This window comes from Ruegeria sp. E5 (assembly GCF_056534105.1).
This window is the reverse complement of the sequence record NZ_JBQFPA010000001.1, coordinates 1522088-1535654: the sequence shown is the minus strand read 5'-3', so window position 1 is coordinate 1535654 and position 13567 is coordinate 1522088. Positions and strand designations below refer to the sequence as shown.

The 13567-nt window shown below is 57.4% G+C and carries 15 protein-coding genes and 1 riboswitch; of the genes, 13 read left to right on the top strand and 2 right to left on the bottom strand.

The genetic code is table 11. From position 1 onward, the window contains the following. Positions 1-12: 12 nt before the first annotated feature. Positions 13-61: riboswitch (SAM-SAH riboswitch) on the top strand. A gap of 5 nt (positions 62-66) precedes the next feature. From metK to cmk, 4 genes are all read left to right on the top strand, one after another. After that, positions 67-1248 carry a methionine adenosyltransferase gene (gene metK, locus ACR0BI_RS07745; protein WP_480561127.1) on the top strand — a complete coding sequence of 394 codons (1182 nt, stop codon included), beginning with the start codon at positions 67-69 and terminating at the stop codon, positions 1246-1248. Positions 1249-1340: 92 nt separating this feature from the next. After that, a complete protein-coding gene (gene trmB, locus ACR0BI_RS07740) occupies positions 1341-2051 on the top strand; it encodes a tRNA (guanosine(46)-N7)-methyltransferase TrmB (RefSeq protein WP_170511316.1) in 711 nt (236 codons plus the stop codon). Positions 2052-2120: 69 nt separating this feature from the next. Continuing rightward, positions 2121-3467 (top strand): 3-phosphoshikimate 1-carboxyvinyltransferase, encoded by a 1347-nt coding sequence (aroA, locus tag ACR0BI_RS07735; RefSeq protein WP_480561129.1) that lies wholly within the window; start codon positions 2121-2123, stop codon positions 3465-3467. Next, a complete protein-coding gene (gene cmk / locus ACR0BI_RS07730; RefSeq protein ID WP_170397526.1) occupies positions 3464-4078 on the top strand; it encodes a (d)CMP kinase in 615 nt (204 codons plus the stop codon). Before aroA ends, cmk begins: the two co-directional genes overlap by 4 nt. Positions 4079-4104: 26 nt before the next feature. Here the strand turns inward: cmk and ACR0BI_RS07725 are convergent, their stop codons facing one another. Continuing rightward, a complete protein-coding gene (locus ACR0BI_RS07725) occupies positions 4105-4581 on the bottom strand; it encodes a YHS domain-containing (seleno)protein (protein ID WP_170424393.1) in 477 nt (158 codons plus the stop codon). 219 nt (positions 4582-4800) lie between these two features. Here ACR0BI_RS07725 and ACR0BI_RS07720 point away from each other — a divergent pair, with 219 nt between their 5' ends. The 9 genes from ACR0BI_RS07720 to ACR0BI_RS07680 all read left to right on the top strand — a co-directional run bounded on the left by ACR0BI_RS07720 (position 4801) and on the right by ACR0BI_RS07680 (position 13183). Continuing rightward, complete coding sequence (locus tag ACR0BI_RS07720; RefSeq protein WP_170397520.1) at positions 4801-5337, top strand: hypothetical protein; 537 nt, start codon at positions 4801-4803, stop codon at positions 5335-5337. 200 nt (positions 5338-5537) lie between these two features. Next, complete coding sequence (locus tag ACR0BI_RS07715; RefSeq protein ID WP_170404526.1) at positions 5538-7223, top strand: tryptophan halogenase family protein; 1686 nt, start codon at positions 5538-5540, stop codon at positions 7221-7223. Between the two features lie 336 nt (positions 7224-7559). Further along, positions 7560-9236, top strand: coding sequence for a 30S ribosomal protein S1 (gene rpsA / locus ACR0BI_RS07710; protein WP_039532111.1), 1677 nt, complete (start codon positions 7560-7562; stop codon positions 9234-9236). Positions 9237-9506: 270 nt separating this feature from the next. After that, positions 9507-9791 (top strand): integration host factor subunit beta, encoded by a 285-nt coding sequence (gene ihfB / locus ACR0BI_RS07705; RefSeq protein ID WP_050603110.1) that lies wholly within the window; start codon positions 9507-9509, stop codon positions 9789-9791. Positions 9792-9798: 7 nt separating this feature from the next. Next, the gene (locus tag ACR0BI_RS07700) at positions 9799-10149 is read left to right on the top strand and encodes a LapA family protein (protein WP_170397774.1); all 351 of its coding nucleotides are present in this window, start codon (positions 9799-9801) and stop codon (positions 10147-10149) included. 9 nt (positions 10150-10158) lie between these two features. Beyond that, the gene (locus ACR0BI_RS07695) at positions 10159-10803 is read left to right on the top strand and encodes a phosphoribosylanthranilate isomerase (RefSeq protein WP_480561132.1); all 645 of its coding nucleotides are present in this window, start codon (positions 10159-10161) and stop codon (positions 10801-10803) included. 45 nt (positions 10804-10848) lie between these two features. Beyond that, complete coding sequence (locus ACR0BI_RS07690; protein WP_170424385.1) at positions 10849-11184, top strand: hypothetical protein; 336 nt, start codon at positions 10849-10851, stop codon at positions 11182-11184. Positions 11185-11251: 67 nt separating this feature from the next. After that, on the top strand, positions 11252-12499 hold the full coding sequence (gene trpB, locus ACR0BI_RS07685) for a tryptophan synthase subunit beta (protein ID WP_170397508.1): 1248 nt from the start codon (positions 11252-11254) through the stop codon (positions 12497-12499). Positions 12500-12550: 51 nt separating this feature from the next. Beyond that, positions 12551-13183 carry a class I SAM-dependent methyltransferase gene (locus ACR0BI_RS07680; RefSeq protein WP_170663901.1) on the top strand — a complete coding sequence of 211 codons (633 nt, stop codon included), beginning with the start codon at positions 12551-12553 and terminating at the stop codon, positions 13181-13183. Here the strand turns inward: ACR0BI_RS07680 and ACR0BI_RS07675 are convergent. Beyond that, positions 13180-13560 carry a DUF2237 family protein gene (locus ACR0BI_RS07675; protein WP_170397502.1) on the bottom strand — a complete coding sequence of 127 codons (381 nt, stop codon included), beginning with the start codon at positions 13558-13560 and terminating at the stop codon, positions 13180-13182. The genes ACR0BI_RS07680 and ACR0BI_RS07675 overlap by 4 nt on opposite strands. Between the last annotated feature and the right edge of the window lie 7 nt (positions 13561-13567).

The window sequence follows — 13567 nt, the reverse complement described above, 5'->3', positions numbered from 1 at the left end:
TATTCGATCACACGCCTGCCACAACGGCTTCCTGACGTGGTGGGGAAATCTTAATGGAGCACTTTCATGTCCCGACAGAATTATATTTTTACTTCGGAATCCGTTTCCGAAGGGCACCCGGATAAGGTCTGCGATCGTATTTCCGATGCAGTACTAGACGCATTCCTGCGCGAAGAACCCGAGGCCCGCGTGGCCTGTGAAACATTTGCCACTACCGATCGTGTGGTTATTGGCGGTGAAGTGGGTCTGTCGGATCAGGACAAGCTGCATGATTATATGGCGCATATCGACGATATCGCGCGGGCATGTATCAAAGATATCGGCTACGAGCAGGACAAGTTTCACCACGAAACCGTCGAAGTGACGAACCTGTTGCACGAGCAGTCGGCCCATATCGCGCAAGGCGTGGATGCTGCCGATAACAAAGACGAAGGTGCAGGCGATCAGGGCATCATGTTCGGCTATGCCACGACCGAGACGCCAGCGCTTATGCCTGCGCCGATCCAATACTCGCATGCTATCCTTCGCCGTCTCGCTGAAGTTCGCAAAAATGGCAGTGAACCCGCCCTTGGCCCGGATGCAAAATCACAGTTGTCTGTTATCTATCGCGACGGCACGCCAGTCGGTGTCAGCTCTATCGTGCTGTCGACGCAGCACATGGATGAGGCGCTGACCTCGGGTGATATTCGCGCCATTGTCGAGCCCTATATCCGTGAAACCCTCCCTGACGGCTGGCTGACCGCCGAAACCGAATGGCACGTGAATCCCACCGGCAAGTTCGTCATCGGCGGTCCGGATGGTGATGCGGGTCTGACCGGTCGCAAGATCATCGTCGACACTTATGGCGGTGCAGCACCTCACGGTGGTGGCGCATTCTCGGGCAAAGACCCAACCAAAGTGGACCGCTCGGCGGCTTATGCGGCGCGGTATCTGGCTAAAAATGTTGTGGCCGCAGGCATGGCTGAGCGCTGCACCATCCAGCTGAGCTATGCGATTGGTGTATCCAAACCGTTGTCGATCTACGCCGACACGCACGGAACCGGCCAGATTGCAGATGCAGTGATCGAAAAGGCGGTTGGGCAGGTGATGGACCTGACTCCGCGCGGAATTCGCCAACATCTGCAACTCAACAAGCCGATTTATCAGAGGACCGCTGCTTATGGCCACTTTGGTCGTGAACCCGATGCGGACGGCGGATTTAGCTGGGAGCGCACCGATCTGGTGGACGCGCTGAAACAGGCGGTCTGATCAACAATTAGAAAAACGCGCTGGTTTCGGCGCGTTTTTTGCAAGTCGGCGACCACTTGCAACAATTTCAGCCCCGCAGTAAGGGCTGCGCCATGAGTACAAAGACCCCACAACGCCCGCGCAGAAATTTTTATGGCCGCTTTAAGGGCAAAACCCTGAAGCCCAGTCAAAAGACTTATCTGTCGGAAGATCTTGCTGCCTTGTCCCCCGGTGCGGTGGATTGGGACGGTAATCCTGAACGCGATCCGCTCGATCTCGACGGTCTATTCAGAGGCAAGCCTGTCTGGCTTGAGGTCGGCTTTGGCGGCGGCGAGCATCTGGTGCATCAGGCTCAGCAAAACCCAGATATCGGCATCATCGGAGCCGAACCCTATATCAATGGTGTTGCGATGCTGTTGGGTAAAATCCGTCAGGCCGGTGTTGAAAACCTTGCGGTACATCCCGGGGACGCGCGAGACTTGTTCGACGTTTTGCCAGAAGCCAGCATATCGCGCGCTTTTCTGCTCTATCCCGATCCCTGGCCTAAGACCCGGCATCACCGACGCCGGTTCGTGACACCCGAACATCTGGAGCCTTTGGCACGCGCGTTAAAGCCGGGCGCAATTTTTCGCGTTGCAACAGACATCCCTGACTATGTGCGCCAAACGCTGGAAGAGGTGCCGCGGGCGGGCTTCGAATGGCTGGCCGAGCGCCCCGCCGACTGGCGTGAGCCGTGGGATGACTGGATTTCCACGCGCTACGAACAGAAGGCGCTGCGCGAAGGCCGTACACCCCATTACCTGACCTTCCGCCGCAAAGACTGATTGTTGCTGGACCTACTGGCCCCAATTCGCTAATCGGCCTGAGGACTGATAGCGAAAACAGGAGCCCCCATGTCCGGACACGGCACGCCCACCCCGATGACGTCGCAGCCTTGCGGCCCGCTGACAGGCACCGCAGAGGTGCCCGGGGACAAGTCGATCTCGCACCGGTCCCTGATCCTGGGGGCAATGGCTGTGGGAGAAACCAAGATATCGGGCCTGCTGGAAGGCGAGGACGTATTGGACACCGCTAAGGCCATGCGTGCCTTTGGAGCCGAAGTAACGGATCATGGCGGTGGCGAATGGTCGGTGCATGGCGTAGGCGTTGGTGGTTTTTCCGAACCAGATCAGGTAATCGATTGTGGCAATTCGGGCACTGGCGTGCGCCTGATCATGGGGGCGATGGCGACTTCTCCGATCACAGCGACCTTCACCGGAGATGCGAGCCTGAACAAACGTCCGATGGCGCGGGTCACCGATCCGCTGGCGCTGTTCGGAACGCAATCTGTCGGCCGAGACGGTGGACGTCTGCCGATGACCATTGTCGGAGCTGCGGACCCCACCCCGGTGCGCTATGAGGTGCCTGTGCCGTCGGCGCAGGTGAAATCCGCCGTTCTGCTGGCAGGGCTTAACGCCCCCGGCAAGACCATCGTGATTGAGAAAGAAGCGACTCGCGATCATTCCGAACGGATGCTTGCGGGCTTTGGTGCCGAAATCACGGTCGAGGACACGGATGAAGGGCGCGTTATCACGCTGACCGGTCGGCCCGAGCTGAAGCCACAAGTCATCGCCGTGCCGCGCGACCCGTCCAGTGCGGCCTTCCCCGTCTGTGCCGCACTGATCACACCGGGCTCGGACGTGTTGGTCCCCCGTATCGGCCTGAACCCGACCCGCGCAGGCCTGTTCACCACGCTGCGCGAAATGGGTGCCGATCTGAACTACGAAAACGAGCGCGAAGAAGGGGGTGAGCCGGTTGCCGATCTGCGTGCAAAATACTCGCCCAACATGAAGGGGATCAACGTCCCGCCCGAGCGCGCGGCGTCGATGATCGATGAATACCCGGTGCTGTCTGTTGTGGCCGCAAATGCGACGGGCACAACAATGATGGGCGGCGTGAAAGAACTGCGCGTCAAGGAAAGTGATCGGATCGACGCGATGGCGCGTGGCCTGCGCGCCAACGGTGTGACCGTGGACGAGGGTGACGAATGGTGGTCAGTCGACGGTCTCGGCATCGGCGGTGTGCCCGGTGGTGGGACCTGCGAAAGCTTTTTGGACCACCGCATTGCCATGTCGTTCATGGTCATGGGGATGGGGGCTAAAAAGGCGGTTTCGGTGGATGACGGCGGACCGATCGCAACGTCGTTCCCGATTTTTGCGCCTTTGATGGCCGCGCTCGGTGCCAAGGTCGAGCGTACATGAGATTCACCGTAGCTATCGACGGCCCTGCGGCGGCGGGCAAGGGGACGATTTCCAAGGGCGTTGCTGCGCATTTCGGGTTTGCGCATCTGGATACCGGTCTTCTCTATCGCGCAGTGGGGCGTCGTATGCTGCAAGGTGACGAACCGGTTGCAGCGGCTGGGTCCCTGACAGCAGAAGAATTGCAGCAGGGCGATCTGCGTACGGCTGAGATCGCACAAGCGGCCTCGAAAGTTGCGGTCATTCCTGAAGTCCGAAGCGCACTCGTTGATTTTCAGCGGGCGTTTGCCCGTCGCGCCGGAGGCGCCGTGCTGGACGGGCGCGATATTGGAACCGTGATTTGCCCAAACGCTGAGGTCAAACTGTTTGTCACCGCCAGTCCCGAAGTCCGGGCGGAACGGCGATATCTTGAGCTTTCGGCCAAAGGTTCGGACGTGTCACGCGAACAGGTGCTTGCGGATGTCAAAGAGCGTGACTCACGTGACGCGGATCGCAACACTGCGCCGATGAAACCTGCAGATGACGCCGTGCAGCTTGATACGTCAAACCTGAGCATCGAGGCCGCTTTGGCACGGGCGCTCGAAACGATAGAACAGAACCTGCCCGCAGCCTGAAGTGGCTGCGGACAAGGGTCCGTCAGTTACAATTCACCAACTGCGATGCTCTTGATATTGGTCCACTGGTCATCTGCGGTTTTAGCGGTGCCGGTGACGTCTTTCAGGAAAGCAGCGCGGGTATCAGCATTCAGGAACAGATACAGCTTGCCGTCTGCGATCAGGTACTGATCCGGATCGCCGTCGAACTTTTTGCCAACAGACACCCCGAACGAACAATAGCCACCGTGCTGGGGCAAGTAAGCCGCCGGATTGGCCTCGAACGCTTCAAGGTTTTCCGCGCTGGTGAAGTAATAGGATGCGCCGTCATAAGTCGCCGAATGATTGGCGAAGCCTTCGACCGGATTGCCATTGTTGACAAGCGCGACCAGATCGACGCCATGGGCTGCCAGGGGTGCACCAGCCGCCGACAGGCCTTTGGAGACGTTGATTTCGTCTGCGGCAAAAGCCGGAGCTGCCAGGGCCAGAGTTGCGGCTAATGCAGTAAGTGCGAGCGATTTCATAGTAGGGGTCCTTTCCCTTTTTGGTTCAAGGCTCGGGTCCGCCCCAAGCCGATGTAACTAAGTTAGAAAAGGTTATTCGGACGGGTAATCGCAGATAGGTCATGAGATTTTGCAGATCGTCCAAAGATCAGAGCGTTTTGCAAAAACTGTTCACATAGCTTTGTTTGGCCACCTGTCCGATGGCCGCCTAAGCTTGTTGGACAACCGTAGGAGTTGCCCATGATCAGACTAGCCCTGTTTTTGTTCTTTCTTGCAGGTAGCGTAGCTGCGCAGCAATCAGACGCGCCGGTGCCCGAGGCCGAACCTCCAATGACTTACGAGCGTCTGGGAAAAATCATCTTTGCGCTAGATCCCGAGGCGCAACCGATCGGGCCGGGGTTTGAGTTGACGATATCTGATGTGACGGTGCTGGTTGTCACCGATACCAATGCTGACCGCATGCGGGCGATGGTCGCGATCGGCAGTGCTGCGGATTTGTCGCCAGCCGATTTGCAACGGATGATGCAGGCAAATTTCGACAGCACGCTGGATGCGCGTTATGCGATCGCAAATGGCACCTTATGGGCTGCGTTCATTCACCCGCTTTCGCTGTTGCAAAGGGATCAGTTGATCTCGGGGCTGGCCCAGACTGTGAATATCGCCAACACCTATGGCACATTGTACACCGGTGGCGCGGCGGAATTCGGAGGGGGCGACAGCCATGATCTGCAGCGTGAGTTGATCGAAGAACTACTTAAAAAGGGTGAGGAAATCTAACACTCCGCTAAAACAGGTGCGCAGCCAGAAATCTGACGATGAATGTGCCTGCGGTCCTTGGCGTCATAGGCTCTAGCTGGATGCTGGAAAGCTGTTATAGTCCTTCCACAGCTAAATAAGGGAAAGCTGCTACGAAATCCCCAACACTCAAAAAAGGGGGAAGCAGCTAATAATTCCCAAGCCAACAGGGACAAAAAAATATGAATAATCGTTTGCGTAAGATCACCATCGTGGGTGGTGGTACGGCAGGTTGGATGACTGCGCTCATCCTGGACATGGTGTTCTCCCGCACGTCAGCACCCAAGGATCGCCCACGCATTTGCTTGATCGAAAGCCCCAACATCTCGACTGTGGGTGTCGGTGAAGCGACGGTGCCGCGTATGCCAGTCACGCTCCGTCAGGCGGGCATATCAGAGCGGGATTTCTTCCGCGAAACCAACGCATCGTTCAAGTTGGGAGTTAAGTTCTGCAATTGGAACAACGACGCCAAGGGCAATCGGATCGACTACGTAAACCCGTTTGCCCATGGTCAATTGCTGGAGGGATTGGAGGCTGCCGAGTATTTTCTGCGTTTTGGTAACGGGGATCGGGATTTCACGCAGTCAATCTCACCGCATGATGATCTGGCCCGGTTGTGCAAGGGTGCGCGCCCGTTGGGTGCACCTGAGTTCGAACAGCGGTTTGGCTATGCCTATCATCTGGATGCCGTGAAATTTGCGGGCATGCTGACAAAGGTCTGCGCCAAGCGCGGCGTCGAGCATATTCAGGATGAGGTGCAATCGGTCGAACTGGACGAGCAGGGCAATGTCAGCCACCTGATGTTAGAGCGCAAGGGACGCCATGACATTGAGATGGTCATAGATTGCACCGGTTTCCGGGGGTTGATCATCAATCAAGCGTTGGGCGAGCCGTTCATGGATTACTCGGACTACTTGCCCAACGACCGTGCCATGGCCTTGCAGATCGAGCACCCTAACCCCGAAAAGATCGAAAGCGTTACACGCTCGACCGCGCTTGGTGCGGGTTGGACGTGGCGTGTGCCGCTCTACAATCGTGTAGGTACGGGATATGTGTATTCATCCGCGCATCGGACCGATGATCAGGCGGCGGACGAATATCTTGAGTGGTTGGGCGACAGCGGCAAGGGGCTGACACCGCGCGTGATCCCCATGCGTGTTGGTCGTGTCCGCAATGCCTGGGTTAAGAACTGCTTGGCGATCGGTTTGTCTGGTGGATTTATCGAACCGCTTGAAAGTACCGCGATCCACATGATCGATCACGCGATCCGCTGGTTTGCCGAGCATCTGCCGACCCGCGATATCGAGCCCGCGCTGCGCAACCGATATAACCGGCAGATGAACAAGCTTTATGACGAGGTACTGGATTTTATCTGCCTGCACTACCGATTGGGTAACCGCACCGATGATCAATATTGGATCGACGCCCGCACCGAGATGAAGATTCCGGATCGGTTGGCCGAGAACCTTGAGCTGTGGCAGCATCGTCTGCCGATGGAACACGATATCGAGTTTGCGACGCTGTTCAATTTCCGCGTCTATCAGACGGTTCTTCTGGGCAAACAGGTGTATGATACGGGGTATGGCGAAGGTATCCGTGATCGTCTGCGACCGCTGAAGAAACCGATTTGGTTCCAGTGGTGGAAGGGGGCAAAAATGGACCTTGCGCAGATCCTCAAGACCATGCCGGATCACAAAACCCTGCTGAGAGATATCCGGGGTGAGTTGGAGAAGCCTGCCTTTGGCAAGGCCGCAATGGGGCAGCCGACTGTCGCAATGCCGGGCGCGAAACCGGCACCCGTGGTGATCGAGAACATGCCAAACCTCGCTGAGATTCAAAGCGGCAAGAAGGATCTGCAACTGTTCTAGCGCCGCATGGTATCATTCGGCAGAACTGACAAAGAAGGCCGGGGATCGGATCGCGTTTGCTTCGATGCCCGGACCTGATGTTCGGATTTTGTGGGATTGGCCAGTGTTTAAGGGCTTTGCTCTTGCACATGACACGGAATCCGCCTATACGCGCGCTGTCTGAACAAGGGCGGTTAACGTCCGGATGACGTATCTGAGCAGGGCCGGGAAACCTCGGCCCTTTGTGTTTGTTAGCTCGGGCGCGTTCTGGATCACGCATTCAGGCATCATGAAACAAGACCGGCGGAGACAACCGCTCGGCCAGCAAAAACGTTATGTAAAGGAAAACAACGCCACATGGCTAACGCATCCATGGAGGAATTCGAAGCCCTCCTGAATGAAAGCTTCGAAATGGACACGCCCGAAGAGGGTTCTGTTGTCAAAGGCAAGGTTCTGGCGATCGAAGCCGGCCAAGCCATCATCGACGTAGGCTACAAAATGGAAGGCCGCGTTGATCTGAAAGAATTCGCAAATCCCGGCGAAGCCCCTGAAATCGCTGTAGGCGACGAGGTCGAAGTGTACCTGCGCGCCGCAGAAAACGCCCGTGGCGAAGCCGTCATCTCGCGCGAGATGGCCCGCCGTGAAGAGGCATGGGACCGTCTGGAAAAAGCATATGCCGACGACCAGCGCGTCGAAGGTGCAATCTTTGGTCGCGTCAAAGGTGGCTTCACCGTCGATCTGGGTGGCGCAGTTGCCTTCCTGCCCGGCTCGCAGGTTGACGTTCGCCCCGTGCGCGACGCTGGCCCGCTGATGGGTCTGAAGCAGCCGTTCCAGATTCTGAAAATGGACCGCCGCCGTGGCAACATCGTTGTTTCGCGTCGCGCCATCCTGGAAGAATCGCGTGCCGAACAGCGTGCCGAAGTCATCGGCAACCTGTCCGAAGGTCAGACCGTCGAGGGTGTCGTCAAAAACATCACCGAATACGGTGCATTCGTTGATCTGGGCGGCGTTGACGGCCTGCTGCACGTCACCGACATGGCATGGCGCCGTGTGAACCACCCGTCCGAGATCCTGACGATCGGCGAAACCATCAAGGTTCAGGTCATCAAGATCAACAAAGAGACCCACCGCATCAGCCTGGGCATGAAGCAGCTGCAGGAAGATCCGTGGGATCTGGTTGCTGCGAAATACCCGCTGGGCTCGGTCCATCAGGGTCGCGTCACCAACATCACCGACTACGGCGCGTTCGTCGAGCTGGAAGCCGGTGTCGAAGGTCTGGTGCACGTGTCCGAGATGTCCTGGACCAAGAAAAACGTCCACCCCGGCAAGATCGTTTCGACCAGCCAGGAAGTCGACGTCATGGTTCTGGAAATCGACGGCGCCAAGCGTCGCGTGTCTCTGGGCCTGAAGCAGACTCAGCGCAACCCATGGGAAGTGTTTGCAGAAACACACCCCGAGGGCACCGAGGTCGAAGGCGAAGTCAAGAACATCACCGAATTTGGTCTGTTCATTGGCCTCGAAGGCGACATCGACGGCATGGTTCACCTGTCCGATCTGTCCTGGGACGAGCGTGGCGAAGATGCGATCCAGAACTACCGCAAAGGCGACATGGTTTCGGCCGTCGTCTCGGAAGTTGACGTTGAGAAAGAGCGTATCTCGCTGTCGATCAAAGCCCTGGGCGGTGACAAGTTCGCCGAAGCCGTGGGCGGCGTGAAGCGTGGTTCGGTCATCACCGTCGAAGTGACCGCGATCGAAGATGGCGGCATCGAGGTCGAGTACGAAGGCATGAAGTCGTTCATCCGTCGTTCGGACCTGTCGCGTGACCGTGCTGAGCAGCGCCCCGAGCGTTTCTCGGTCGGCGACAAGGTCGACGTCCGCGTCACCAACGTCGACAGCAAGACCCGCCGTCTGGGCCTGTCGATCAAGGCACGCGAGATCGCCGAAGAGAAAGAGGCCGTGGAACAGTACGGTTCTTCCGACTCGGGCGCGTCGCTGGGCGATATCCTGGGTGCAGCACTGAAGTCGGGCGACTAAGTCCGGGGCGTATCCCAAACATGAAATTCGGCCTCGCACCATGGTGCGGGGCCGTTTTTGTTGCGAATCAATATCTTCCAAATAGTCGGCTTAATTTGCCTATCGTTCGCGCATGAAGTGTGGAAATCAGGCCAACGGGCAAAAATTCGCGTGAGATTGTCGCAAAATGCCGCCTTTGCTGGCAGAGTATCCGTTCCCCCGATCCGGGTTTTTTCCTATACTGTCAGAACTATAGGCTTGTCACATCGTCCGCCTGGGAGGGTATTGCGTATGATCCGTTCAGAATTGATTCAGAAAATTGCCGACGAAAACCCGCATCTCTATCAACGCGACGTCGAGCGGATCGTGAATACCGTTTTTGAAGAAGTGACCGACGCCATGGCACGCGGCGACCGCGTAGAGCTGCGCGGTTTCGGCGCGTTTTCGGTGAAAAAGCGTGACGCACGTGTAGGCCGCAATCCCCGCACCGGTGAAACTGTGCAGGTTGAAGAAAAATGTGTTCCATTTTTCAAAACTGGCAAGTTGCTAAGGGACCGTTTGAACGGTAAAGCCTAGCCTCATGATGCGCTACATTCGTTATGCTTTTCTGGCAGCATTGGGGATCGTTCTGGTCTCGGTTTCGCTGGCCAATCGCCAAATTGTTGAACTTAAGCTTATGCCGGATGCTTTGTCCGAGTTGCTGGGGTTCAACCTGTCAACCTCCTTGCCGCTGTTTCTGGTCGTGCTGGGTGGGGTTGTTGCCGGCCTGGTCATCGGCTTCCTGTGGGAATGGCTGCGCGAGCATAAGCACCGCAAGGATGTGACCGTGAAGCAAGGCGAAGTGCGCAAACTTGAGCGTGAAGTTAAGAAGCTCAAGAAAAAGCAGAATGAAGGTCAGGATGATGTGCTGGCCATTCTGGATGAGGCAAGCTGAGGCCCTACGATGCCCGCTGATATCCGAGTTAAAATCTGCGGCCTGACCGCCCCTGACCACGTGCGCGCTGCTGTGGATGCGGGCGCGGGTTATGTTGGTTTTGTGTTTTTCCCCAAATCCCCGCGGCATGTTGAGCCCCAGACAGCTGCGACATTGGCACAGGAGGTGCCTGCGGGCGTCGCCAAGGTGGCGCTGACAGTGAATGCGACGGACGAGGATTTGGATCACATTCTTTCGATCGTGCCTCTGGATATGTTGCAACTGCATGGCAAAGAAAGTCCTGAGCGTGTGCAGCAAGTGCGAGACCACTTCGGCCTGCCAGTAATGAAGGCCATTGGTGTGGCCGAGGCCGAAGACCTCGCGGCCGTCGATCTCTATTCAGATGTGGCGGATCAGCTGTTGATCGACGCAAAGCCACCGCGAAACGCGGAGCTGCCTGGTGGTAACGGTTTGTCTTTTGATTGGCGCCTGCTGGCAGGTCGTAAATACTGGCGTAGGCCATGGATGCTGGCCGGAGGTCTGACCCCTGACAATGTCGCAGAAGCGGTGCGAATGACCGGCGCACAGCAGGTGGATGTCTCATCCGGCGTCGAAAGCTCTCCGGGTGTAAAGGATGCCGGGCTGATCCGCGCCTTTATCGACGCGGCAAGTTGATCTGATCTGCACGAACCTGCGTATCTCCTCAAAATGGGGGAGAGCATGCTGGCAGTGATCGGCGGAGTTTCACTTAAACGATGGTATCACGGGCCCGAGTTCTTCTGGCGCGCTCATCAATCCTTGCGGCAGGCACGCGGTGACGCGCTGTGCCTGCATGCCGAGGTATTTGTGCGTCAAGGCTGTTATTTTTCATACACAGTCTGGCATGATGTCGAAGCTATGCTGACATTCGCATATTCCGGCCCTCATCGCCGTGTAGTACGCGCGTCGACCCGTCTGGCCGATATCAATGTGTTCTGTCAATTTCCCTGCATTGCTGTTCCAAGTCGAGTTCAGGCACTTCAGGTGTGGGAACAGCGCGCTCAGGCGGCGGAATGATACGTTTTGCGATGGCAAATCACTCCATCACCTCCTATGAACATCGGGTACGACGAGGGAGACTTCCATGGCCAACGATCTTTTTAATTCCTTCATGTCCGGCCCCGATGAACAAGGCCGCTTTGGCATCTTCGGCGGGCGCTTTGTCAGCGAAACGCTGATGCCGCTGATCCTGTCACTGGAAGAGGAATATGACAAAGCCAAGGATGACCCCACATTTTGGGCCGAGATGGACGATCTGTGGGCAAACTACGTGGGTCGCCCTTCGCCGCTCTACTACGCGGAACGCCTGACCGAACATCTGGGCGGCGCAAAGATTTACTTGAAGCGTGACGAACTGAACCACACCGGCGCGCATAAGATCAACAATGTGCTGGGCCAGATCATTCTGGCGCGGCGCATGGGAAAGACCCGGATCATCGCTGAGACCGGGGCAGGGCAGCACGGCGTGGCCACAGCCACCGTCTGCGCCAAATTCGGCCTGAAGTGCATTGTCTACATGGGTGCCCATGACGTTCAGCGTCAGGCCCCGAACGTGTTCCGTATGCGCCTGCTGGGAGCCGAAGTGATCCCGGTGACATCCGGCAGGGGTACGCTGAAAGATGCGATGAACGACGCTCTGCGCGACTGGGTGACCAATGTGCGCGATACCTTTTACTGCATCGGCACCGTTGCTGGCCCGCATCCTTACCCGGCGATGGTACGCGACTTCCAGTCGATCATCGGCAAGGAAGCCAAGGAACAGATGCAAAAGGCCGAGGGCCGTTTGCCCGACACCATCATCGCCGCCATCGGAGGTGGTTCGAATGCGATGGGCCTGTTCTACCCGTTTCTCGACGACAAGGATGTGAATATCATCGGTGTTGAAGCGGGCGGCAAGGGGGTTAACGAGAAGATGGAGCATTGCGCCTCATTGACCGGAGGTCGTCCGGGCGTGCTGCACGGCAACCGCACTTATCTGCTGCAGGATGATGATGGGCAGATTCTCGAAGGCTATTCGATCTCGGCCGGTCTGGACTATCCGGGCATTGGCCCCGAGCATTCCTGGCTGCACGACATCGGTCGCGCTAACTATGTCTCGATCACGGATAAAGAAGCGCTTGAAGCGTTCCAGTTGTGCTGCGCCACCGAAGGTATCATCCCTGCGCTGGAGCCCTGCCATGCGCTGGCGCATGTTATGAAAATCGCGCCGGAATTGCCCAAGGACCACCTGATCTGCATGAATATGTGTGGCCGGGGGGATAAAGATGTGCAGACCGTCGCACGGTACCTGAACTTTGATATGTCGGATACCGAAGGTCGCGCAGCGGACTGATTAGGCCTAACAGGCTTTGCGCCTTTGAGGAACTGTGCCAGTTTGCATTGCATGTGCAGTGTTTCCTCAAAGGCCGGACCCGACCGACTTGACCAGAAATACGATCAGGCCGCCCCGAGCTGGGCAGACAAGATGCGTCTGCTGGGGTATTTCGATGCCTATCTGGGTTTTCTGTCCTCGGACCCGCAGGTCGAATTGGGCCGTAACGCACTGGATATCGGGTGCGGTACGGGAGCCTTTGCCGAAGCACGCGCCGTGATCCGGCGCGAAGGGCATGTGACGCTTTTGGAACCTTCGGCCCGAATGCTGCAACTGGCAGGGTCAGCGTTGCAACGGCGCGGTGGAAACGCCGAGACTGTCCAATCGCGCTTGGAAGAGTTCCATCCGGCATCCCGTTTTGACTGCCTGTTGGCTGCGCATGTTCTGGAGCATTGCGTTGATCCGACAGATGCTTTGCGCCGCATGCGCGATCTGGCTGAACCGGGTGCAACGCTTTGGTTGGTTGTCAGCAAGCCACATTGGTGTAATGCGATCATCTGGTTCCAATGGCGGCACCGAACCTATCGACCGGATATTGTGGCGGAGATGCTCGCGCGTTCGGGCTGGGACCTGCAGGCCGAGCATGGCTTTCCAACCGGGCCGCCGTCGCGCACGTCTCGCGGATATCGGGCGATCGCCATCTAGTGCTCGTCTTCAGCGCGTTGCATTTTTAGAATATGGAGAGGTACGATATCCAGCGCCCTCTGGTGCGTGGCTTCAAGGTGCACCTTGGGCGCGCATCCCTCGTCATGGGCTTGCAAAAAGCGCCCCGCACACAAGCACCAGCGATCACCAGGCTTGAGCCCAGGAAAATCGAATTCAGGCCGGGGTGTGCTCAGGTCATTTCCGACATATTTCGAATATGCCAGAAACTCTGCCGTCATCACGGCGCAGACCGTATGGCTTCCCTGATCCTCGGGGCAGGTGTTGCAGGCACCGTCGCGAAAGAAACCGGTTAATGGTTTGCGCGAACAGGGCGCGAGCACGCCGCCCAGAACATTGATGCTGTCTTGCTTCTGCATGATGGTA